This window comes from Aeromonas sp. S2(2024) (assembly GCF_041402505.1).
In the GTDB taxonomy this organism is placed as follows: domain Bacteria; phylum Pseudomonadota; class Gammaproteobacteria; order Enterobacterales; family Aeromonadaceae; genus Aeromonas; species Aeromonas media.
This window is the reverse complement of the sequence record NZ_JBGLRL010000005.1, coordinates 134763-156013: the sequence shown is the minus strand read 5'-3', so window position 1 is coordinate 156013 and position 21251 is coordinate 134763. Positions and strand designations below refer to the sequence as shown.

At 60.5% G+C, this 21251-nt stretch carries 24 protein-coding genes; 8 read left to right on the top strand and 16 right to left on the bottom strand.

Translation table 11 applies throughout. The features are described from left to right. Nucleotides 1–7: 7 nt before the first annotated feature. The 6 genes from hscB to trmJ all read right to left on the bottom strand — a co-directional run bounded on the left by hscB (nt 8) and on the right by trmJ (nt 3988). The gene (hscB, locus tag ACB039_RS07655) at nt 8–526 is read right to left on the bottom strand and encodes a co-chaperone HscB (RefSeq protein ID WP_005324288.1); all 519 of its coding nucleotides are present in this window, start codon (nt 524–526) and stop codon (nt 8–10) included. Between the two features lie 86 nt (nt 527–612). Continuing rightward, the gene (iscA, locus tag ACB039_RS07650) at nt 613–936 is read right to left on the bottom strand and encodes an iron-sulfur cluster assembly protein IscA (RefSeq protein ID WP_005324290.1); all 324 of its coding nucleotides are present in this window, start codon (nt 934–936) and stop codon (nt 613–615) included. A gap of 15 nt (nt 937–951) precedes the next feature. Continuing rightward, entirely contained in the window at nt 952–1335 is a 384-nt protein-coding gene (iscU, locus tag ACB039_RS07645; protein ID WP_005299770.1) for a Fe-S cluster assembly scaffold IscU, read from the bottom strand. A 54-nt stretch (nt 1336–1389) separates the two neighbouring features. Continuing rightward, on the bottom strand, nt 1390–2604 hold the full coding sequence (locus tag ACB039_RS07640) for an IscS subfamily cysteine desulfurase (protein WP_041205949.1): 1215 nt from the start codon (nt 2602–2604) through the stop codon (nt 1390–1392). Between the two features lie 52 nt (nt 2605–2656). Continuing rightward, nucleotides 2657–3160, bottom strand: a complete 504-nt coding sequence (iscR, locus tag ACB039_RS07635) for a Fe-S cluster assembly transcriptional regulator IscR (RefSeq protein ID WP_025327241.1) — start codon at nt 3158–3160, stop codon at nt 2657–2659. Nucleotides 3161–3253: 93 nt separating this feature from the next. Next, on the bottom strand, nt 3254–3988 hold the full coding sequence (gene trmJ, locus ACB039_RS07630; protein ID WP_182788629.1) for a tRNA (cytosine(32)/uridine(32)-2'-O)-methyltransferase TrmJ: 735 nt from the start codon (nt 3986–3988) through the stop codon (nt 3254–3256). 184 nt (nt 3989–4172) lie between these two features. Here trmJ and ACB039_RS07625 point away from each other — a divergent pair, with 184 nt between their 5' ends. Continuing rightward, nucleotides 4173–4589, top strand: coding sequence for a hypothetical protein (locus ACB039_RS07625; RefSeq protein ID WP_371165426.1), 417 nt, complete (start codon nt 4173–4175; stop codon nt 4587–4589). On the opposite strand, the gene ACB039_RS07620 is transcribed toward ACB039_RS07625, so the two are convergent. After that, complete coding sequence (locus ACB039_RS07620) at nt 4554–5069, bottom strand: SCP2 sterol-binding domain-containing protein (RefSeq protein WP_218409935.1); 516 nt, start codon at nt 5067–5069, stop codon at nt 4554–4556. The two genes, ACB039_RS07625 and ACB039_RS07620, sit on opposite strands and share 36 nt — an antisense overlap. Nucleotides 5070–5259: 190 nt before the next feature. On the opposite strand from ACB039_RS07620, the gene ACB039_RS07615 reads away from it, so the two are divergent. Next, nucleotides 5260–6255, top strand: coding sequence for a peptidase U32 family protein (locus tag ACB039_RS07615; protein WP_371165425.1), 996 nt, complete (start codon nt 5260–5262; stop codon nt 6253–6255). 12 nt (nt 6256–6267) lie between these two features. After that, nucleotides 6268–7140 carry a U32 family peptidase gene (locus tag ACB039_RS07610; protein ID WP_371165424.1) on the top strand — a complete coding sequence of 291 codons (873 nt, stop codon included), beginning with the start codon at nt 6268–6270 and terminating at the stop codon, nt 7138–7140. Nucleotides 7141–7216: 76 nt separating this feature from the next. Here ACB039_RS07610 and nlpI read toward each other — a convergent pair whose 3' ends face one another. The 7 genes from nlpI to queA all read right to left on the bottom strand — a co-directional run bounded on the left by nlpI (nt 7217) and on the right by queA (nt 14252). After that, on the bottom strand, nt 7217–8149 hold the full coding sequence (gene nlpI / locus ACB039_RS07605) for a lipoprotein NlpI (RefSeq protein WP_284069885.1): 933 nt from the start codon (nt 8147–8149) through the stop codon (nt 7217–7219). 90 nt (nt 8150–8239) lie between these two features. Next, nucleotides 8240–8608 (bottom strand): rhodanese-like domain-containing protein, encoded by a 369-nt coding sequence (locus ACB039_RS07600; protein WP_371165423.1) that lies wholly within the window; start codon nt 8606–8608, stop codon nt 8240–8242. Between the two features lie 106 nt (nt 8609–8714). Further along, on the bottom strand, nt 8715–9662 hold the full coding sequence (gene secF, locus ACB039_RS07595; protein WP_182310057.1) for a protein translocase subunit SecF: 948 nt from the start codon (nt 9660–9662) through the stop codon (nt 8715–8717). A gap of 9 nt (nt 9663–9671) precedes the next feature. After that, entirely contained in the window at nt 9672–11525 is a 1854-nt protein-coding gene (secD, locus tag ACB039_RS07590) for a protein translocase subunit SecD (RefSeq protein WP_371165422.1), read from the bottom strand. A gap of 18 nt (nt 11526–11543) precedes the next feature. Beyond that, the gene (gene yajC, locus ACB039_RS07585) at nt 11544–11879 is read right to left on the bottom strand and encodes a preprotein translocase subunit YajC (RefSeq protein WP_041205953.1); all 336 of its coding nucleotides are present in this window, start codon (nt 11877–11879) and stop codon (nt 11544–11546) included. Nucleotides 11880–11929: 50 nt separating this feature from the next. Continuing rightward, nucleotides 11930–13066, bottom strand: a complete 1137-nt coding sequence (tgt, locus tag ACB039_RS07580) for a tRNA guanosine(34) transglycosylase Tgt (RefSeq protein ID WP_005324320.1) — start codon at nt 13064–13066, stop codon at nt 11930–11932. A 118-nt stretch (nt 13067–13184) separates the two neighbouring features. Then, nucleotides 13185–14252: a tRNA preQ1(34) S-adenosylmethionine ribosyltransferase-isomerase QueA gene (queA, locus tag ACB039_RS07575; protein ID WP_283941054.1), complete on the bottom strand. Its 1068-nt coding sequence runs from the start codon at nt 14250–14252 to the stop codon at nt 13185–13187. Between the two features lie 274 nt (nt 14253–14526). Here queA and ACB039_RS07570 point away from each other — a divergent pair, with 274 nt between their 5' ends. From ACB039_RS07570 to ahpF, 3 genes are all read left to right on the top strand, one after another. Next, complete coding sequence (locus tag ACB039_RS07570; protein WP_005324325.1) at nt 14527–14973, top strand: CBS domain-containing protein; 447 nt, start codon at nt 14527–14529, stop codon at nt 14971–14973. A gap of 642 nt (nt 14974–15615) precedes the next feature. Continuing rightward, nucleotides 15616–16182: an alkyl hydroperoxide reductase subunit C gene (gene ahpC / locus ACB039_RS07565; RefSeq protein ID WP_218409939.1), complete on the top strand. Its 567-nt coding sequence runs from the start codon at nt 15616–15618 to the stop codon at nt 16180–16182. Nucleotides 16183–16323: 141 nt separating this feature from the next. Continuing rightward, a complete protein-coding gene (gene ahpF, locus ACB039_RS07560) occupies nt 16324–17910 on the top strand; it encodes an alkyl hydroperoxide reductase subunit F (protein WP_371165421.1) in 1587 nt (528 codons plus the stop codon). A 75-nt stretch (nt 17911–17985) separates the two neighbouring features. Here ahpF and ACB039_RS07555 read toward each other — a convergent pair whose 3' ends face one another. Then, on the bottom strand, nt 17986–19287 hold the full coding sequence (locus tag ACB039_RS07555; protein WP_371165420.1) for an MFS transporter: 1302 nt from the start codon (nt 19285–19287) through the stop codon (nt 17986–17988). Between the two features lie 116 nt (nt 19288–19403). On the opposite strand from ACB039_RS07555, the gene ACB039_RS07550 reads away from it, so the two are divergent. Further along, nucleotides 19404–19649 carry a hypothetical protein gene (locus tag ACB039_RS07550; protein WP_005324333.1) on the top strand — a complete coding sequence of 82 codons (246 nt, stop codon included), beginning with the start codon at nt 19404–19406 and terminating at the stop codon, nt 19647–19649. A gap of 121 nt (nt 19650–19770) precedes the next feature. Here the strand turns inward: ACB039_RS07550 and ACB039_RS07545 are convergent, their stop codons facing one another. Next, nucleotides 19771–20526 carry a class I SAM-dependent methyltransferase gene (locus ACB039_RS07545; RefSeq protein ID WP_371165419.1) on the bottom strand — a complete coding sequence of 252 codons (756 nt, stop codon included), beginning with the start codon at nt 20524–20526 and terminating at the stop codon, nt 19771–19773. Between the two features lie 219 nt (nt 20527–20745). On the opposite strand from ACB039_RS07545, the gene ACB039_RS07540 reads away from it, so the two are divergent. Next, nucleotides 20746–21231, top strand: coding sequence for a VOC family protein (locus tag ACB039_RS07540; protein ID WP_371165418.1), 486 nt, complete (start codon nt 20746–20748; stop codon nt 21229–21231). Nucleotides 21232–21251 lie beyond the last annotated feature (20 nt).

Here is a 21251-nt window from a genome sequence, read left to right as displayed (position 1 = left end):
TAGAGGGTCAAGACTCGAACAGCGAGTCTTCGAATCGTTCCAGCTCCTCGAGGAGCTTGTCGACAAACTTGAGTTTGCGCACGCAATCGGCCGCCGCCAGATCTTCACCCGCGGTGAGGGCATCGGTCAGCCGTTGCATCAGAGACTGGTGATCATGCCTGATCTCGCAACGAAAATCTTCGATGGCACGCTCAGGACTCGCATTCCCTTTCAGGTCAGCCAGGCGCTCGCGCCACTCCAGCTGTTGCATCAGGAAAGAGGTGTCTTGCAGGGTCTGTTGCTCGCCTCGAATGTCAGTACCGCGCAGGGAGAGCAGGTATTCTGCTCGGCGCAGGGGGGACTTGAGGGTAGTGAAGGCATCGTTGATCTGGGCGGCACGCTGCACCGCGGCCAACTGCTCCCGCTCGGGGGCGGTGGCAAAACGATCGGGGTGAAACCGGGTTTGCAACTGGCGGTAGGTGTCTGCCAGCTGGCGGGTATCGAGCTCGAAGCCCTCTGCCAGCCCGAACAGCTCGAAATGATTCATTCTGTGTCCTCAGACTCGAAGGCTAGTGCCTTGCTCACCATCCATCTTGAACGGCAAAGCCGGCAGCAGGCTGCCGGCTTCATCGATTAGACGCTGAAGCTCTCGCCACAACCGCACTCGCCCTTGGCGTTCGGGTTGTTGAACTGGAAGCCCTCGTTGAGGCCCTCCTTGACGAAGTCCAGCTCGGTGCCATCCAGATGGATCAGGCTCTTGGCATCGACGATGATCTTGACACCGTTTTGCTCGAACACCTGATCCTCAGCGGCCAGCTCATCCACAAACTCGAGCACATAGGCAAGGCCAGAACAGCCGGTGGTCTTAACGCCGAGGCGCAGGCCTATGCCCTTGCCCCGGTTGGTTATGAAAGAGGAAACCCGTGCCGCTGCGGCATCTGTCATGGTAATGGCCATACTGCTCTCCGGACCTTAGAGACCTTTCTTCTGCTTGTAATCGGCGATGGCGGCCTTGATGGCATCCTCCGCCAGAATGGAGCAGTGGATCTTCACCGGCGGCAGGGCCAGCTCTTCGGCGATGTCGGTGTTCTTGATGCCGGCGGCTTCGTCCAGGGTCTTGCCCTTGACCCATTCGGTCACCAGGGAGCTGGAGGCGATGGCGGAGCCACAGCCATAGGTCTTGAACTTGGCGTCTTCGATGATGCCGTCGTCGCTGATCTTCAATTGCAGCTTCATCACGTCGCCACAGGCCGGGGCGCCGACCATGCCGGTCGCGATGCTGGGGTCGTTCTTGTCAAAACCGCCGACGTTGCGGGGATTCTCGTAGTGGTCGATTACTTTTTCACTGTAAGCCATATCTAACTCCTGCTAATTCCGTTGTTCACCAAACACTTGCCACGTTGGCAAGGATCAGTGATGTGCCCATTCGACCGTGTTCAGATCGACGCCGTCCTTGAACATCTCCCACAGGGGGGACATCTCGCGCAGACGACCGATGGAGTCGCAGATGAGCTTGATTGCGTAGTCGATCTCTTCCTCTGTGGTGAAGCGACCGATGCTGAAGCGGATGGAGCTGTGTGCCAGCTCGTCGTTCAGGCCCAGGGCGCGCAGCACGTAGGAAGGCTCCAGGCTGGCCGAAGTACAGGCCGAACCGGAAGAGACCGCCAGATCCTTCAGCGCCATGATGAGGGATTCCCCTTCCACATAGGCGAAGCTGACGTTCAGGTTACCCGGGACACGCTGGTCCAGATCGCCGTTGATATAGACTTCTTCGATGTTCTTGATGCCATTCCACAGACGCTGACGCAGGGCCATGATGTGCTGGCTCTCGCTCGCCATCTCTTCCTTGGCGATGCGGAAAGCCTCACCCATGCCAACGATCTGGTGGGTCGCCAGGGTGCCGGAACGCATGCCGCGCTCATGACCGCCACCGTGCATCTGGGCTTCCAGACGTACGCGGGGCTTGCGGCGCACGTACAGGGCACCGATCCCCTTGGGGCCGTATACCTTGTGGGCGGACATGGAGAGCAGGTCCACTTTCAGCGCTTCCACGTCCACCGGGATCTTGCCCACGCTCTGGACCGCGTCCACGTGCAGCAGGATCTTGCGGGAGCGGCACAGCTCGCCGATGGCGGCGATGTCCTGCACCACACCGATCTCGTTGTTCACATGCATGATGCTGACCAGGATGGTGTCATCGCGCAGGGCACCTTCGATCTGCTCGAGAGTGAACAGGCCGTTTGGCATCGGTTCGAGGTAGGTCACCTCATAGCCTTCACGCTCCAGCTGGCGGCAAGTGTCGAGCACCGCCTTGTGTTCAGTCTTGGAGGTGATGATGTGCTTGCCCTTGCCAGCATAGAAGTGGGCTATGCCCTTGATGGCCAGGTTGTTGGATTCGGTCGCGCCGGAGGTGAAGACGATCTCGCGAGGATCTGCACCAATCAGCTCTGCCACTTGATTACGGGCCAGGTCCACCGCCTCTTCGGCCTGCCAGCCGAAACGGTGAGAGCGGGAGGCAGGATTGCCAAACAGGCCGTCCATGGTGAGGCACTGCATCATTTTTTCTGCGACACGCGGGTCCACCGGACAGGTTGCCGAATAATCAAGGTAAATAGGCAGTTTCATGTTTTTCTCCGTTACGACGCGGCCACACAGCGACTCGTCGTGGAAAGCACGTTTATAGTTGGACTTTCAAGCTCACATCACCGCGTTCGGCCCGGTCAACCAGGGACAACACGGTCTTCATTTGTTCATCTTGCTTACCGGCGATGCGGCGCACATCGGCCTGACCGACCAGCTCCGCCAGGGTGATGTCCCCCAGGAAACTGGAAATGCGCTCACTCAAGTCACGCCACAGGGAGTGGGTCAGACACTGGGTACCACCGTGGCAGCCACCCTTGCCGAGACATTTGGTCGCATCGACCGATTCATCGACCGCGGTGATCACCTGACCTACCGAGATCTCGCCAGGGGCCAGGCCGAGGCGATAACCACCGCCCGGGCCGCGCACGCTGCTCACCAGCCCATGCTTGCGCAGACGGGCAAACAGTTGTTCCAGATAGGACAAGGAGATGCCCTGGCGCTCTGAAATATCAGCAAGAGGAACGGGCCCCTGCTCTGCATGCAACGCCACGTCGAGCATGGCTGTCACTGCGTAACGTCCTTTTGAGGTCAGTCTCATATGCCTTACCGTCTTGCGAACAAATCAATATGGGCACATGGTCACATACCCGACTAAAACAGTCAAGTATATGCTTGAGTAAATCAGTCGGGATTAATCCTGCGGCCGGGCTTTCTGCACCGAGGTGAGAATGCCCCGCAGGATATTCAATTCAACCACTTCCGGCCGGGCGCGGTTGAACAGACGGCGCAGCTTGCTCATGACATGACCGGGGTGATCATCGGCAATGAAGCCTGTCTTCTGCAGGGTCTGCTCCAGATGCAGATAGAAGCCTTCCAACTGCTGGGCACTGGGATAATCCACCCGCTCCGCATCCGATTCCACCGTGGCAGTTCCCTGAGTCTCCAGCCAGCGCATCCGCACCTCGTAGCAGAGGGTCTGCACCGCCATGGCCAGATTGAGAGAGCTGTATTCGGGGTTGGCCGGGATGGCCACGTGGTAGTGACACTTTTGCAGCTCATCGTTGGTGAGGCCGGTGCGTTCACGACCAAACACCAGAGCGACCGGATGCATCACCCCCTCCGTCACCAGCTTCTCACCCGCTTCGCGGGGATCCAGCATGGGCCAGCTCAGGGTCCGAGAGCGGGCACTGGTGCCGATGACCAGGCCACAATCGGCGATGGCCTCATCGAGCGTCGGCACGATGCGGGCGTTGACCAGCACATCGCTGGCTCCCGCCGCCAGGGCGATGGCATCGTCATCGGGCAAGGCTTGCGGATCAACCAACACCAGCTGAGTCAGCCCCATGGTCTTCATGGCTCTCGCCGCAGAGCCCATGTTGCCGGTGTGAGAGGTGTTTACCAAAACGATACGAATCTGATCCAACATGCCCAGTCAATCTTCAGTCAAAAATGGCGCGTAATAGTAACATAACGAATCGCTATTTTGGCACCGCTTCTGACCCCGCATTTCAGAACAAAAGTGATGGTTCGTATAACCAACCGGCCTGAAGGCGGGAAAAGGGAGAGCTAACCTTAGAGGGTCAAGCTGCATTACCCGGAGCACTCCTCTCATGCTTCCCCCCTGGATCTATGAACAATTGCCGTTGCTTTACCTGCTGCTCTCCGCCGTGTTGTGGTTCTTTGCCCACTCACCGCTGCTCTGGCTAGCGGCGATCCTGCTGTTTGTGGTGGGTGCTCTCCTCTGGATGATGCGCTCCAACTACAGGCGCACCGATCTGGTCATCTATCCCGCCAAACGCTGGCTGCAACCGGAGTGGTACTATGAGGCCCTGCCTTTCCTGTGGCTGGCGCTCGGGCTGGTGCTGCTGCGCCTGCCTGACACTACGGCCCTGCTCGCCCTGCTCCCCTGTCTCTGGGCTGGTCGCTGCCTGTGGGCCCGGCGGCGTCATCGCCATCATACCCCGGGGCTGGCGATGCAGCTGAGACGCGGCTCAGGCCATAGACGCGGGCAGCGGATCCTGCGCTGATCGCACCCGCGCTATCAGGGTGGCCAGATCCATCAGGGGATATTTCATCAGCCCGGGCAGCCCATCGAAATCCAGGCTGTCCATCAGGTTCTTCACCTCGAGGCCCAGCTCGGTATCCCCTTCTATCTTCAGCCTGCGCTGGAAGAAGAGGGAGTCCGGATCCTCCTTGCGACCGGCAATCAGGATGAGATCCTGGCTGCTGCCGCTGAAGCAGACATCGGCTCGCTCGCAGTCACGGGCCACCACCAGTTTTCCCTCTCGCTCGCTGACGAACCAGCAGAGCTCGAGATCCGACACCTCAACTTTGAGCCACTTGCCGGCCAGGAAGGCGAAATCCCCGTCCTGGATGGCCTCCTTGAACGCCTGTGCCAACAAGGCTTCCATCAGGTTTTGCTGCAGGGTGAAGGGCACCAGCTTGAGCGGACGGCGCAAGAGACGAGGAGCCTGTTCGACCAGGCGGCGTTGCAGTTGTTGAAACACGATAAACTCCCAGTTTTTTGCGCATTCAAACACAGTGCAATTATCAGGATCCTGTTGAAAATCAAACTTGTGCCCACTTACCTCTAGAAGGGTAAAGCCACACAAAGCTGCCTCAGGTCAAAAAGCGGGGGGTCAAGCCTGCATACAATCGGGCCACTTTTTGCATTTTTGCCCTCTCGGAGCGTACCCGATGGAATTACTCTGCCCGGCAGGTAGCCTGCCGGCACTGAAGACAGCCGTGGATAACGGGGCCGATGCCGTCTATATCGGCTTCAAGGATGACACCAACGCCCGCCACTTCGCCGGGCTCAACTTCACGGACAGCAAACTGGAGAAGGCGGTGGACTATGTGCACCGGCACGGCCGCAAGCTGCACATCGCCATCAACACCTTCGCCCACCCGGGCTCCGATGCCAGATGGAAGCAGGCCGTGGACAGGGGAGTGGCGCTCGGTGCCGATGCCCTGATCATCGCCGATCTCGCCGTGCTGGATTACGCCAGCCGCCATCATCCCGACATGGAGCTCCATGTCTCGGTGCAGGCCAGCGCCACCAACGCCGCCGCCATCCGCTTCTACCAGCAGCACTTCAACGTCGGCCGGGTGGTGCTGCCACGGGTGCTCTCCATGCACCAGGTCAGGCAGCTGGCCCGCGAGACCGATGTCGGCCTCGAGGTGTTCGCCTTCGGCAGCCTCTGCATCATGGCGGAGGGGCGCTGCTATCTCTCCTCCTACATGACGGGTGAAAGCCCCAATACCGTGGGCGCCTGCTCCCCCGCCAAGTTCGTGCGCTGGGAAGAGACCCCCCGCGGTCTCGAATCCCGTCTCAACGAGGTGCTGATCGATCGCTACGGCCCGGGGGAAAACGCCGGTTACCCGACCCTGTGCAAGGGGCGTTTCGAGGTGGACGGCCAGACCTATCACGCCCTGGAGGAGCCCACCAGTCTCAACACGCTTGGCCTCTTGCCCGAGCTGTTCCAGACCGGGATCCAGTCGGTCAAGATCGAGGGCCGCCAACGCAGCCCTGCCTATGTCGAGCAGGTGACCCGAGTCTGGCGCGCCGCCATCGATACCTATCAAGCCAACCCCGACGCCTATCAGGTCAAAGCTGAGTGGGATACCCAGCTCGCCCGCGTCTCCGAGGGAAGTCAGACCACCCTCGGCGCCTATCATCGCCAGTGGCAATAAAAGGAGCACATCATGCAATTCTCTCTCGGGCCCCTGCTCTTCTACTGGCCCAAGGCCGACACCCGGGCCTTTTATGAGGCGGCGGCGCAGAGCCAGGCAGACATCATCTATCTGGGTGAGACGGTGTGCAGCAAACGCCGGGAACTGAAAGTAGATGACTGGATTGCCCTGGCCCGCCGGGTGGCGAGCACGGGTAAACAGACCGTACTCTCCACTCTGGCGCTGATCTCGGCGCCGTCGGAGCTCAAGGAAGTGAAGCGGCTGGTGGACAACGGCGATCTCATGGTCGAGGCCAACGATCTCGGCACCGTCCAGCTCGCCTGTGAGGCGGGGCTGCCCTTCGTGTGTGGCCCGGCCATCAATGCCTACAACGCAGACGTGCTGCGCATGCTGCTCAAACAGGGGATGCAGCGCTGGGTGATGCCGGTAGAGCTCTCCCGAGACTGGCTGGTGCAACTCAATGAGGATCTTGGCCCGCTCCGCCAGCAGTTCGAGGTGGAGGTGTTCGCCTACGGCCACCTGCCGCTCGCCTACTCGGCGCGCTGCTTCACCGCCCGCTCCCTCGACAAGCCCAAGGACAACTGCGAGCTCGCCTGCATCCACTACCCGACCGGACGGCTGGCCAGCAGCCGCGAGGGGCAGAAGGTGTTCAATCTCAACGGCATCCAGACCCAGTCCGGCTACTGCTACAACCTCGGCAACGAGCTTAAAGGCATGGCGGGACTGGTGGATGTAGTGCGCCTCTCTCCCGAAGGGATGGAGACACTCGACATGCTGGCGCGTTTCAAAGCCAACCAGCAGGGCCAGGCTCCCCTCCCCCTGCAGCAGGAATGGGACTGCAACGGTTACTGGCGACAGATCCCCGGCATGAGCCTGGTGGAGTGATCACGCAGGGACGACTGCAGCGGACAGCAAAAAGGCCTCATCAAGAGGCCTTTTTTACTGAGGGCTGACGCCCTTCTCACGCTTTGCTGCTTTTGCCCTGAGCACCCGGCGGCAAGGGTTTGCGCGCCATCAGCTCCAGCTCGAGCAGGGCATAGCGATGCTCGATGAAGTCATAGACGTTGTTGGCCAGCGCCAGCTTGAAGTAACTGATGGCTTCCTTGCGGTTGCCCTTGGCCAGCTCGAACTTGCCGAGGTAGAAGTAAGTTTCGCACAGACGTTCGGCGAGCTCCCGGTTGTCTTTCACCCCTTTCACCACGTTGCCCATCAGCTGGGTGGCGTTGATCTCGCCGGTATAGAGGCGGACCAGATCCCAGTTCCAGGCGTCGTCGTCGTACTTGTTGAGGCGTTCGCGCATCCGGCTCATGGCCGCCGGCCCGTTGAGCTTCTGCTCGGCCAGATAGAGCCAGATCACCCGGTAGGGATCTTCCGGTTGCGCCTCGTAGAAACGCTTCATATCGGCGGTAGCCAGCTCTGGCCTGTTGCCGTAATAGAGCGCGATGCCACGGTTGAGATAGGCGTAATCGTAATCCGGGGCGAGCTCGAGTGCCGAATCGAACGCCTCATAGGCCTCGTCATAGTTCTGTTGCTGAACCAGATAAACACCGATGAAGTTGTAAGCCTCGGCAAAGTCGGGCTTCTCCCGCAGGGCACGGTTGAAGTCGAGCCGAGCGAGGGAACGCAAGCCAACCCGGTCAAACACCACGGCACGCTCATAGAAGAGCTCCGCCCGCTGTTCGGTCGTCAATTCCATTTCACTGAGCATCTGCCCGAGTCGCGCCAACGCCAACTCGCTCTGGTAGGAGACCTGCAAGGGGGTCGCCAATACCAATGAAGCGGGTTGCGGCTTGGGAACTTGAGGCGCTGTAACCTGACTGCTACTGCTGCATCCCCACATGGGGAGCAACAACAGAATACCGGTGAGGTATCCAATCCCTTTCCTGACGTTCAATGAACACTCCGACGCTTACGCTTGACCCCGCATATGGTAAAGGTCAACCGGCCTTTTGTCATGTGGCGCAACCCCTATCCCTCAAATAAATCAGGATTCGACAGGGTATCCGGCATCACTCCAACCACGAAAGCCTCCATCGACGCTGACCACCCGGGAATACCCCATCTTTTGCAGGTTATCCGCCACCAGGATGGAGCGAAAACCCCCACCACAATAGAGGTAGAGCTCGGTGTCGGGATCGGGATAACGGGTCTCGATGTCCCGCTCCATCACTCCGCGGCCCAAGTGTTCCGCCCCCGGCAGGTGCCCTTTCGCCCACTCGTTATCTTCCCGCACGTCGATCAGGTGAAAATCACGGCCTTCTTCCTGCCAGCGCCTGATCTGGTGCACGTCGGTTTCCCGTACCTGCGGGCGAATGCCCTCTACCAGGGCCAGAAAACGGGGATTGTGTTGCATGGCTTGCTCCTTGCATTTTTGCAATGGGTAATGAGGATGGGTTGTAGGGAGCATAATGACTCAGCCACATCCCAAGAGAAAGGGCGCCTTGTGGCGCCCTTGTCTGTTACGGCAGGATCTCTTGCTGATCCGCCCCCTCTTTTTCCACCTGGGTCGGCAGCATGTGCTCCCGCTTGACCCCGAAGAACATGGCAGAGGCACTCGCCACATAGATGGAGGAGTAGGTCCCGAAGGCCACCCCTATCACCATGGCGATGGCGAAGCCGTGGATCAGCGGGCCGCCCTTGAGCAGCAGCGCCACCACCACCACGAAGGTCAACCCCGAGGTGATGATGGTCCGGCTCAGGGTCTCGGTCATGGAGAGATCCATGATCTCGGCGGTATCACCCCGGCGCACCTTGCGGAAGTTCTCCCGCACCCGGTCGAACACGACGATGGTATCGTTCAGGGAGTAACCCACCAGCGTCATCAGCGCCGCCAGCACGGTCAGGTCGAACTCGTACTGGAAGTAGGCGAAGATGCCGAGGGTGATGATGACGTCGTGCGCCAGAGAGAGGATACCCCCCATCGCCAGACGCCACTCGAAGCGCACCGCCACATAGGCCAGGATGCAGAGGATGGAGGCCAGCATGGCCAGGGCACCGTCTGTCGCCAGCTCGTCACCGACCGAAGGACCGACGAACTCGACCCGCTTGAGCACGGCGCTTTCATCGATCAGCTTGGCGGCCGCCAGCACCTCGTTGCCCTGCTGCTCGACCTTGACCCCCTCTTTCGGAGCCATACGCACCAGCACGTCGCGGCTGGAGCCGAAGAATTGCAGGGTCGCCCCTTCAATTTTCTGCTCGTCCAGCGCCTCGTGCATCTTGTCCAGGCTCACCGATTGCTGGAAGCCCACCTCGATGGTGGTCCCCCCGGTGAAGTCCAGACCCCAGTTCAAACCGCGATCGAACAGGCAGAACAGGGCGAGCATCGTCAGCAAGGCAGAGAACACCATTCCCGACTTGGCGAAGCGCATGAAGGGGATGGGCTTTTCAAAATGTAGAATCTGAAACATGTCTCTTCCTTAGATCGGCAGCTTGTCGATGCGCCGTCCGCCCCAGGCCAGGTTGATGATGGCGCGGGATACCGTGATGGCCGTAAACATGGAGGCGGTCAGACCGATGCCCAGCGTCAGGGCGAAGCCCTTGATGGCGCCGGTGCCGATGCCAAACAGGATCACACAGGTGATGAGCGAGGTGACGTTCGAGTCGGCGATGGTCGAGAAGGCGCGGTCAAAGCCCATGTGGATGGCTTGCTGCACACCGCGGCCGTTACGGATCTCTTCACGAATACGCTCGTAGATCAGCACGTTCGCATCCACTGCCATACCCAACGTCAGCACGATACCGGCGATACCCGGCAGGGTCATGGTGGCCCCCGGTATCATCGACATGATGCCGACGATCAGCACCAGGTTCATGGAGAGAGCCAGGTTGGCCACCCAACCGAACGCACGGTAGTAGATCCCCATGAACAACACGATCACCAGCATGGCCCAGCCGATGGCTTCCATCCCGCTGTCGATGTTCTGCTGACCCAGGCTCGGGCCTATGGTGCGCTCTTCGACGATCTGGATGGGGGCTATCAGGGCACCGGCACGCAGCAGCAGCGCCAGGTTGTGGGCTTCGTTGGCGTTGTCGATACCTGTGATGCGGAACTGGCTGCCAAGGCGCGACTGGATGGTGGCGACGTTGATCACCTCCTCCTGCTTGCGGAACTTGCGCTTGCCGTCCGGACCGGGTTGACCGACAGGCTTGTACTCGATGAAGACGGTGGCCATGCCCTTACCAACGTTGTCTTTGGTAAAGTTGGCCATCTTGTTGCCACCCTGGCCATCGAGCTTGATGTTGACCTGGGGACGGCTGTATTCGTCGAAACCGGACTGGGCACCCACGATGTGGTCACCGGTCAGGATCACGCGCTTTTGCAGCACCACGGGACGACCGTTGCGATCGTTGTAGACCTTGGAGCTCGGCGGCACCCGACCTGCGGCCGCGGCCTGGATGTCGGCGGCCTCATCGACCATGTGGAACTCCAGGGTCGCAGTAGCCCCCAGGATCTCCTTGGCACGGGCAGTGTCCTGGATACCGGGCAGCTCCACCACGATGCGCTCGGCACCCTGCTGTTGTACCAGCGGCTCGGCCACACCCAGCTCGTTCACCCGGTTACGGATGATGGTGATGTTCTGCTCGAGGGCGTACTTCTTCACTTCCTTGATCTTGGCTTCACTCAGGCCAGCCAGCAGGATGAAGTCATCCCCTTTCTGCTCTGTGGTGAAGGTGAGATCTGGATTCTGCCGACGCAGGAAGGCGGCGGCCTTGGACTGATCAGCCTCCTCGCGGAACACCGCCTGCACCTGATCACCCACCCGGCGCACGCCGGAGTAACGGATCTTCTGGGTGCGCAGCTCGGAGCGGAAATCCTGCACCATCTGCTCTTGCTGCTTGGTCAGCGCCTCGGCCATGTCCACTTCCATCAGGAAGTGCACGCCACCTCGCAGGTCCAGGCCCAGCTTGAGGGGAGCAGCGCCGATGGCTTCGAGCCAGGCAGGGGTGGAAGGTGCCAGGTTGAGGGCAGTGATGAAGTTGTCGCCCAGCTTGTTGGCGACAACGTCACGTGCCTTCAGCTGGTCTTCGGTATTGGTGAACCGGATCAGGATGAAACCGTGTTCGAACGCAGCATGTTTGACCGGGATCTGAGCCGCTTCGAGCGTCTCCTTCACCTGATCGAGCGTCTCTAGTTTGACTTCGGCACCACGGCTGGCAGAGACCTGCAAGGCCGGGTCTTCGCCGTAAAGATTGGGGGCTGCATATAGAAAACCGATGGCGATCACGACGATCACCATCAGGTATTTCCACAGCGGATAGCGATTTAACACGCTGTGCTCCTCGGGAGATTAAAGGGACTGGATAGAACCCTTGGGCAGAACAGCAGAGACGAAATCACGCTTGATGGTGACTTGAGTCTGATCGTTCAGGGCCAGCACGATGTAGTCGCTATCGGCGGATACCTTGGCAATCTTGCCAACCAGGCCACCGGAGGTGAGCACTTCGTCACCCTTGGCCAGGGAGCTCATCAGATCGCGATGAGTCTTGGCGCGCTTGGCCTGGGGACGGTAGATCATGAAATAGAAGATGAGGCCAAACACGGCCAGCATGATGATCATTTCCATGCCACCACCCTGTGCACCCGGAGCTGCGCCTTCTGCATACGCCTTGGAGATAATGCTCATTTAACAACCTCTTATTGATGTAGATTTGAAAACTAACTTATATGTCGTTGTTATTTCACGTCATTTTCAGTTAACGGAGGCACGGGCTTCCCTTGCCGACGGTAAAACTCAGTTACAAAGTCGTCTAATTTACCCTGCTCGATCGCGTCCCGCAAACCCTGCATCACACGCTGGTAATAACGCAGGTTATGAATGGTATTCAGACGGGCACCGAGGATCTCGTTGCACTTGTCCAGATGGTACAGATAGCTGCGGGTGTAGTTCTTGCAGGTGTAGCAGTCGCAGTCCGCATCCAGGGTGCTGGTATCCTCGCGATACTTGGCGTTGCGGATCTTGACCACCCCGTCCGTGGTGAACAGATGGCCGTTGCGGGCGTTGCGGGTCGGCATCACGCAATCGAACATGTCGATGCCGCGGCGCACCCCTTCCACCAGATCCTCCGGCTTGCCCACCCCCATCAGGTAGCGCGGCTTGTCGGCCGGGATCTTCGGGCAGACGTGATCCAGGATGCGGTGCATGTCTTCCTTGGGCTCACCCACCGCCAGACCGCCGACCGCATAGCCGTCGAAGCCGATCTCCAGCAGACCGTCGAGGGAGACATCCCGCAGCGGCTCGTAGACGGAGCCCTGAATGATGCCGAACAGGGCGTTCTTGTTACCCAGTGCATCAAACTTCTCGCGGGAGCGCTTGGCCCAGCGCAGGGACATCTCCATGGACTTGCGCGCCTCTTCGTAGGTCGCCGGATAGGGCGTGCACTCGTCGAAGATCATCACGATGTCGGAGCCCAGATCGTACTGGATCTCCATGGATTTCTCGGGGTCGAGGAAGATCTTCTCGCCGTTGATGGGATGGCGGAAGTGCACACCGGCCTCGGTGATCTTGCGAATGTGCCCCAGGCTGAACACCTGGAAACCACCGGAGTCGGTCAGGATGGGGCCCTGCCAGTTCATGAAATCATGCAGATCCCCGTGGGCGCGCATCACCGCCTGACCCGGCCGCAGCCAGAGGTGGAAGGTGTTGCCAAGCAGGATCTGGGCGCCGGTCTCGCGCACCTCTTCCGGGGTCATCCCCTTGACGGTGCCGTAGGTACCGACCGGCATGAAGGCCGGGGTCTGGACCACACCGCGCTCGAATACCAGCTGACCGCGACGGGCGCGACCATCTGTGGTTTTCAGTTCAAATTTCATTGTTACCTCGATTCAGTCAGAGAAACAGTCTGACAACGGAGGGCCCCATGGGGCCCGATACAAGAAACCGGCCAGGATCCTGACAAGGCCTCCCTGAACGGCTTCTGAAGGCGGAGGCTTATGCCTCAACCTGGCGACGGGTGACGAACATGGCGTCCCCGTAGCTGAAGAAACGGTACTGCTCGGCCACGGCTGCCTGGTAGGCCGCCATCACGTTGTCATACCCCGCGAAGGCGCTGACCAGCATGATCAGGGTGGATTCAGGCAGGTGGAAGTTGGTGACCATGGCATCGACCACCTGGAACTCGTAGCCCGGGAAGATGAAGATGTCGGTGTCGCTGAAGAAGGGCGCCAGCGGCTTGCCCTGGGCCAGGGTCACCTTGGCCGCGCTCTCGAGCGATCGCACCGAAGTGGTGCCCACCGCAACCACGCGACCACCGCGGGCACGGGTCGCGGCGATGGCGTCCACCACCTCCTGCGGCACTTCGGCATATTCCGAATGCATGTGGTGATCTTCAATCTTCTCCACCCGTACCGGCTGGAAGGTGCCCGCCCCCACGTGCAGAGTGACGAAGGCCGTTTCCACGCCCTTGGCACGAATTTTCTCGAGCAGCGGCTCGTCGAAGTGCAGACCCGCGGTCGGCGCCGCCACGGCGCCCGGCTTCTGGTTGTAGACGGTCTGGTAGCGCTCCTTGTCGGCATCCTCGTCGGGACGGTCGATATAGGGGGGCAGCGGCATGTGGCCTATGGCTTCCAGGATCTCAAGCACAGGGCGTGGGTCCAGGAAGTGGATCTCGAACAGGGCATCGTGGCGGGCGCGCATCTCGGCCTCCACCGTCTCCCCATCGGGGCCGCCATCGAGGATGAGGCGGGTGCCGGGCTTGGGAGACTTGGAAGAGCGGACATGGGCCAGCACGCTGTGCTCGTCCAGGATGCGCTCCACCAGCACCTCCAGCTTGCCGCCGCTGGCCTTCTGGCCAAACATGCGCGCCGGAATGACCCTGGTGTTGTTGAACACCAGCAGGTCGCCCGGGTTGAGCTGGTCCAGCACATCCACAAATTGACCGTGGCGCAGGGCGCCGCTTTGACCATCGAGCTGCAACAGGCGGCTGGCGGTGCGCTCTGCCATCGGATAGCGGGCAATCAGCTCGTCTGGCAGATCAAAATGAAAATCGGATACTTGCATCTTTCACCTCGGGGGAATCGGCGGCTAGTCTAGTTATCCCCCTCTTCCAAGGCAACCCAAAAGACCAAAAACCCAAGGCCGGCAAGGGATAGCGCTCTTTTTGCGAGCCTGGGGGCCCCTTGGCGCACCGACACGGGCACTTGGGCGCCAATTTGTGCCCCGCAGTGCCAACAACCCTGGGTTAATGATTCTTTAATGATCTGTATTGACCCTGATCAGGTTCCACCGCCAGGAGCTGAGCTAGGGTGAGAACAGAGACACGAGGAGGCCCACCATGATGACCCTGACTGAAATCATGACCGAACACCCCTTCACCCTGGGGCCACAGAACAGCGTCAAGCAGGCGATGGAGCTGATGCAGCAGGAGCAGATCCGCCACATCCCCATCGTCGACGAGCACCTGCATCTGCTGGGGCTGGTGACCCTCTCCGACATCCTGGCCACCCGCGAGTCCAAGCTGCTGCTCATCAACCCGGAGCGGGAGGCGGAGTTCACAGACAGCGTCCAGCTCGACGAGATCATGACCCGCCAGGTGGCGAGCGTGGATCCCCATGCCGGCATCAAGGAGGCGGCCCTCTACCTGCAGCGCCACAAATATGGCTGCCTGCCGGTGGTGCGGGGACGCAAGCTGGTGGGCATAGTCACGGAGTCGGATTTCATCACTGTCGCCATCAATCTGCTGGAACTGATGGAGGAGCAGGAGCCGCCCTCCGATTTCTGATCACAAAAAACCGTAATAAAATTACAATAAAAGCGTTTTCAGCCTAGTTAATCGCCTAAATAGCTGAAACACTTTCAGTTTGATTGAAAAATTACACCACAAACTTGCTTTGTGATCTTAATCACACTATGATGCCGTCCATGCAATGGTTGCCGAAGAGGAGATGAGGATTGTGCACCCGATGTCTTCTCTTCATATGTCTGCAAGTTTGCACACCCCGTAGTTAGTCTTTGCTGTAAAGCATTTTTATATCGCCATTCCTTGTTTGATGACCCGGCCCTGTCTGTGCGACGGCGCCGGGATTTTTTTGCCCGTCTCTCACGCCCTCCCCCTCTGCCCGACGCACCTTCAACACTCCTCTCATCACCTCCGGCATAAAACAAGTTCCCATCCGGGACTTGAAAATGTGACATGGCGGACAGAAATTGAACTTCGACAATGAGTTATCTCTGAAGGCCTGAGATATTCATGTTAGGTACAGTTGCGATGGGCTATCTAATAAATAGATTTAAGTGATTCAAAATTGTGGCTTTGACCGATTAGCGAAAAGCCCTATGATGCCTCCATCGAAAGTTAAGCGCCTCGCCTGGCCAAGCACTTCACGACCAGACGGGCATATGTACATCACCAAGGAGCAAATACATGTCTACCTATATCAACACTGAAATCAAGCCGTTCAACGCTACCGCCTACCACAATGGCAAATTCGTTCAGGTGTCTGACGCTGACCTGAAAGGCAAGTGGTCCGTGGTGTTCTTCTACCCGGCTGACTTCACCTTCGTTTGCCCGACCGAGCTGGGCGACCTGGCTGACAACTACGCTTCCTTCAAGAAGCTGGGCGTCGAGATCTACGCCGTTTCTACCGACACCCACTTCACTCACAAGGCCTGGCACGACACTTCTGACACCATCAAGAAGATCCAGTACCCGATGATCGGCGACCCGACCGGCACCATCACCCGCAACTTCGGCGTGATGATCGAAGAAGCTGGCCTGGCTGACCGTGGTACCTTCGTCATCGACCCGCAAGGTGTCATCCAGATCGTTGAAATCAACGCTGGTGGCATCGGTCGTGACGCTCTGGAGCTGCTGCGCAAGGTCAAGGCTGCCCAGTACGTTGCCGCTCACCCGGGTGAAGTATGCCCGGCCAAATGGCAAGAAGGCGATGCCACCCTGGCCCCGTCCCTGGATCTGGTAGGCAAAATCTAAGCCTCCTGCTCTCCAAGACCGGCCCACTCAAGGGCCGGTCTGCTTTCTGGCCCAGTGCTTCCTGCATTCACTGTTTTTTGCATCCAGTGCTTTCTGTATTCATCAATAGTGCCGACCGCCATAACAAGAAGGAATTCGACCATGTTAGATACCAACCTCAAACAACAACTCAACGGTTACTTGCAGTACATCGTCAATCCCATCGAGATCAGCGTGTCCGGCAATGACAGCGACAAATCCGCAGAGCTCCTGGCATTGGCCAACGAGATAGCCGAGATGTCCCCCAAGATTTCCATGACCGATGGCACTGCTACTCGCAAGCCTTCCATGAGCGTGGCGCCACAAGGCCAGGCACCGCGCGTGCATTTTGCCGGCATCCCCATGGGTCATGAATTTACCTCCCTGGTGCTCGCCCTGCTGCAAAGCGGCGGCCACCCCTCCAAGGCCGATCCGGCCGTGCTGGAGCAGGTCAAGAACCTCAAGGGCGAGTTCCACTTCGAGACCTATATCTCCCTCTCCTGCCACAACTGCCCGGACGTGGTACAGGCCCTGAACCTGATGGCCACCCTGAACCCCGGCATCACCCACACCATGATCGACGGTGCCCTGTTCCAGGACGAGGTGAACGAGCGCCAGATCATGGCGGTCCCGAACGTCTACCTGAACGGCCAGCCGTTCAGCCAGGGTCGCACCTCCCTGGAAGAGATCGTCGCCAAGCTCGACACAGGCGCGGCAGAGCGCAAGACGCAAGAGCTGAGCGAAAAGGCCCCCTACGACGTGCTGGTAGTGGGCGGTGGCCCGGCTGGCGCCGCAGCGGCCATCTATGCAGCTCGTAAAGGCATTCGCACCGCCATCGTCGCCGAGCGCTTCGGTGGTCAGGTGATGGATACCGTCGGCATCGAGAACTTCATCTCCGTGCCCTACACCGAAGGCCCCAAGCTGGCCGCCAGCCTGGAGCAGCACGTCAAGCAGTACGGCGTGGAAGTGATCACCGAGCAGCGTGCCGCCGCCATCAGCAAGGATGGCTATGTGAACGTGGATCTCGCCTCTGGCGCCACCTTGAAGAGCCGCGCCGTGATCCTGGCGACCGGTGCCCGCTGGCGCGACCTGAACGTGCCGGGCGAGCTCGAGTACCGCACCAAGGGCGTGGCCTACTGCCCCCACTGTGACGGCCCCTTCTTCAAGGGCAAGCGGGTCGCGGTGATAGGTGGTGGTAACTCCGGCATCGAGGCAGCCATCGACCTGGCTGGCATCGTCGAGCACGTCACCGTGGTGGAGTTTGCCGATACCCTGCGCGCCGACGAGGTGTTGCAGAAGAAGGCCCGCTCCATGGGCAACATCGACATCATCATGAGCGCCCGCACCACCGAAGTGATCGGTGACGGCAGCAAGGTGGTGGGCATGGACTACGAGGATCGCACCACGGGCGAGATCAAGCACCTGGCGGTGGCCGGCATCTTCGTGCAGATAGGTCTGGTACCGAACACCGAGTTCCTCAAGGGGAGCGAGGTCGCCCTGACCCGCTTCGGCGAGATCGAGATCGACACCAAGGGGGCAACTTCCCTGCCCGGCGTTTACGCCGCAGGGGATGCCACCACTGTGCCCTTCAAGCAGATCATCATCTCCATGGGCGCTGGCGCCACCGCCGCCCTGGGGGCCTTCGATTACCTCATCCGCAATGCGGCGCCGGAAGCCGCTGCCGCCAAGGCCGATACCGTGACCGCCTGACGGGCCCCACGCCCGACAAAAAGCCGACTCCCTGGAGTCGGCTTTTTTTATGCGCGTCTTCGGGCTGGCTTGCCCTCAGCGAACCTGCGACTCCTCCATCCCCTCCACATCCTCAACCTCGGGCGCGGCATAACTCGCGGGCACCGCCTCCCCCTCCAGATCCGTTCTCGGCTCCAGCTCGGCCGTCATAGGGGTATTGGGCGGCACCGGCATGAACACCTGGTGCTCGGCCAGGGGAATGGGCGCCCGCAGCCGCCTGCGCCAGCCCAGATAGCCCGCTAGCAGGGCACCACACAGGGCGAAGTAGATAAACAGCCCCTCTGGCCCGAACTGCACCATGACGAAGGGCGCCAGCAGCGGCCCCGTCATGGCCCCCAGACTGTAAGCGAGCAGCAGCCCCTGATTGGCCCCCAGCACCTGATCCGGGCGCAACTCGTCGCAGGCGTGGCTGAGACTCAGGGGGTAGATGGAGAACGCCATGCCCCCCAGCAGGAACACCAGGGCACCCGCGATCGGTTCGCGCCACGCCTCGGGCAGCAGCACCATCAGCAGGGCGAGCAGAGTCAGCGCCCCGCACAGCAGCAGGATCACCAGCCGCCTGTCATAACGATCTGACATCCGGCCTATGGGGTATTGCAGGCACATGCCCCCCAGGATCACCAGCGCCATCATGTCCGCCACCCGCGAGAGCGAGGCGCCGCTGTCGGTAAAGTAGAGCGGCAGCAGGCCGTAGATGGCCCCGAGGATGAGGCCCGAGGTGAAGCTGCTGCCCATGCCCGCCGGGGTGAGCCGGACAAGCTCCAGCACCCCGACCGGCTGGGGTGCCACCATGGCAGGGGTGGGCACCCGGGAGAGGGCGAGCGGCACCACCGACAGGGTGGCGGCCATGGCGCACAGGGCAAAGGGGGTCAACACCATGGGATCCACCCACTTGAGCAACAACTGGCCCATGGCCAGGGATCCATAGAGCAGGATCATGTAGAGGGACATCAGCCGCCCCCGGTTCGCCGGGGTGCTTGAGACCAGCATCCAGGACTCCAGCACCACGAACAGGCCGCCGGTGGCAAAGCCTCCCAGCAGCCGCAGCGCCGCCCAAGCGATAGGGTCCACCACCATGCCGTGCAGCAGGAACAGGAAGCAGAGCAGGGAGGCATAGGCCGCATAGGCCCGGATATGGCCCACCCGGATGATGAGGCGAGCATTGACGAAGGCCCCCAGCACCAGGCCGCCAAAATAGGCGGCCGACACCAGGCCGATGGCCTTCACCGACACCTGCTCGGCAAAGAGGCGCACCGTCAGCAGGGTGTTGAACATGCCGTGGCCCAGAATGAAGATCACCAGGCTGGTCAGGGGTGACAGCAATCTTGTGAGTGTCATGGCGCCTCCTCGTGACGAAAGGGTCATGGTAGCCTTTGTTTCTTGCCCGGTTCAACCCAATGGCCCAGGCCCTCCCGGGCTATTCTTAACGGGATCCCATCAAGGAGGTCATAGAGATGAGACTCATGCTGTTGTTGGCAACCCTGCTCTTCGCCGGGAGCGCCATCGCCTTCCACTGCCCCATGGACATGAAGAAGATTGATGATGCCCTGGCCACGAACCCCGCCCTCAGCGCCGAGCAACTGGCCGAGGTAAAACAGTTGAGAGCAGAAGGAGAGACCCTGCACAAGGCAGGCAAACATCAGGAATCCGTCGATACCCTGGCTAAAGCCATGGCCATCCTGGGCATCGACATGGAGTAAGGTCATGGTACCCCCTCGCGACGGTCTGCTTCGCAGCACAGCCAAACGAGGTACCCGGGAAATAACAAAGGCCCTCGCCGTGGATGACGAGGGCCTTGTCATGTCGGGAAGCCGGCCTCGGTCAGGCCGACACCCGACCACTGTAAACCAGGGTGCAATAGTTGAAAGAAACCCTGCCGCCCACCGCATTTCGGCCAAATTCACGGCGGATCAGCGCCGTCATCTGCTCATGGGCCGGGGTGCCGACGGCGGGCGCATAGGAGGAGGAGTTGAGCCGCCCCAGCACGCCGTCCAGATCGAATAGCTGGCGGTTCTCGAAGCGATCGAGCCGATACTCCCCTTCGAAGAAGGCACGAAAATCGTGCTCGCCGAGGTTGCGATGATTGACCTCCTCGTAATCCCTCGAATAGGCGTGCAGCCCCTCCTCGTAAGCCTTGAGAAAATCGGTGTTCGTCAGCCGATCGTTCCAGATCAGGGCGACCCGGCCACCGGGTCTGAGCAGGCGCTGGCACTCCAGCCGAAAGGCCGCGCGATCGAACCAGTGAAACGCCTGGGCAACCGTGATCAGATCCACCGAGCCCGTCGGCAGGCCGGTGGCCTCCGCACTGCCGTGGGACCAGCCTATGTTGCCCATATCCGCCAGCAGCCGCCTGGCGGCGCCACGCATCTCATCGTTGGGCTCTACCGCCCAGACCCGCGCCACCCGGGGGGCGAGCAGGGTAGTCAGAATGCCGGTGCCCGCCCCTATGTCGGCCACCTGGGCCTCGGGCACCATGGCAAGCTCGTCAGCCAGGAAGTCCAGCATGGCCGCCGGATAACCGGGGCGGAACTTCACATAAGCCTCGACCCGGGTCGAGAATCGCTGGGTACTGTCCATCGCGCACACCTCTCTTGTCAGTGACGGGCACCATCTGCTCGCATCCCGTTTCCCTTCCTGCCGCTTTGCACGCCAGACCGGGCGGGCCGGATCCCTATGCCACTACACTTGACGACATCATGCAACTCCCCGGCTGGCAACAGAGGGCGCCAGGTAGCAACCAATGGGGCAAGAGAAAGGGAGGGGCACAGGATGACAGCAACCGGCAGGAGCCACGAGATGATGACAACCGCAAAGAACAGGATCTGCCTCTGGTATGACGGGGATGCCGAGGAGGCGGCACGGTTTTACGCAAGCCTCTTCCCCGACTCTGCCGTCGACACCGTGCACCGCGCCCCGGCCGACTACCCCGCCGGCAAGCGGGGGGATGTGCTGACGGTCGAGTTCAGCGTGATGGGGATCCCCTGCCTCGGCCTCAACGGCGGGCCCGGGGTCAGCCACAACTGGGCCTTCTCGTTTCAAGTCGCAACGACAACCCAGGCCGAGACGGATCGCTACTGGCACGCCATCATCGAGAACGGCGGCCGGGCGAGCGAGTGCGGCTGGTGCCAGGACAGGTGGGGCATCTCCTGGCAGATCACCCCCCTCGCCCTCACCGAGGCGATCACCGATCCCGACCCCGAGGCTGCCAAGCGCGCCTTCGAGGCCATGATGCAGATGGGCAAGATAGAGATCGCCGCCATCGAGGCGGCGCGGCGTGGTTGAAGTGACCATAACCCTCGACA

Coding starts and splice junctions, on each gene's coding strand:
- hscB (WP_005324288.1), bottom strand. CDS start 526: ATGAATCATTTCGAGCTGTTCGGGCTGGCAGAGGGCTTCGAGCTCGAT.
- iscA (WP_005324290.1), bottom strand. CDS start 936: ATGGCCATTACCATGACAGATGCCGCAGCGGCACGGGTTTCCTCTTTC.
- iscU (WP_005299770.1), bottom strand. CDS start 1,335: ATGGCTTACAGTGAAAAAGTAATCGACCACTACGAGAATCCCCGCAAC.
- ACB039_RS07640 (WP_041205949.1), bottom strand. CDS start 2,604: ATGAAACTGCCTATTTACCTTGATTATTCGGCAACCTGTCCGGTGGAC.
- iscR (WP_025327241.1), bottom strand. CDS start 3,160: ATGAGACTGACCTCAAAAGGACGTTACGCAGTGACAGCCATGCTCGAC.
- trmJ (WP_182788629.1), bottom strand. CDS start 3,988: ATGTTGGATCAGATTCGTATCGTTTTGGTAAACACCTCTCACACCGGC.
- ACB039_RS07625 (WP_371165426.1), top strand. CDS start 4,173: ATGCTTCCCCCCTGGATCTATGAACAATTGCCGTTGCTTTACCTGCTG.
- ACB039_RS07615 (WP_371165425.1), top strand. CDS start 5,260: ATGGAATTACTCTGCCCGGCAGGTAGCCTGCCGGCACTGAAGACAGCC.
- ACB039_RS07610 (WP_371165424.1), top strand. CDS start 6,268: ATGCAATTCTCTCTCGGGCCCCTGCTCTTCTACTGGCCCAAGGCCGAC.
- ACB039_RS07600 (WP_371165423.1), bottom strand. CDS start 8,608: ATGCAACACAATCCCCGTTTTCTGGCCCTGGTAGAGGGCATTCGCCCG.
- secF (WP_182310057.1), bottom strand. CDS start 9,662: ATGTTTCAGATTCTACATTTTGAAAAGCCCATCCCCTTCATGCGCTTC.
- yajC (WP_041205953.1), bottom strand. CDS start 11,879: ATGAGCATTATCTCCAAGGCGTATGCAGAAGGCGCAGCTCCGGGTGCA.
- tgt (WP_005324320.1), bottom strand. CDS start 13,066: ATGAAATTTGAACTGAAAACCACAGATGGTCGCGCCCGTCGCGGTCAG.
- queA (WP_283941054.1), bottom strand. CDS start 14,252: ATGCAAGTATCCGATTTTCATTTTGATCTGCCAGACGAGCTGATTGCC.
- ACB039_RS07570 (WP_005324325.1), top strand. CDS start 14,527: ATGATGACCCTGACTGAAATCATGACCGAACACCCCTTCACCCTGGGG.
- ahpC (WP_218409939.1), top strand. CDS start 15,616: ATGTCTACCTATATCAACACTGAAATCAAGCCGTTCAACGCTACCGCC.
- ahpF (WP_371165421.1), top strand. CDS start 16,324: ATGTTAGATACCAACCTCAAACAACAACTCAACGGTTACTTGCAGTAC.
- ACB039_RS07555 (WP_371165420.1), bottom strand. CDS start 19,287: ATGACACTCACAAGATTGCTGTCACCCCTGACCAGCCTGGTGATCTTC.
- ACB039_RS07550 (WP_005324333.1), top strand. CDS start 19,404: ATGAGACTCATGCTGTTGTTGGCAACCCTGCTCTTCGCCGGGAGCGCC.
- ACB039_RS07545 (WP_371165419.1), bottom strand. CDS start 20,526: ATGGACAGTACCCAGCGATTCTCGACCCGGGTCGAGGCTTATGTGAAG.
- ACB039_RS07540 (WP_371165418.1), top strand. CDS start 20,746: ATGATGACAACCGCAAAGAACAGGATCTGCCTCTGGTATGACGGGGAT.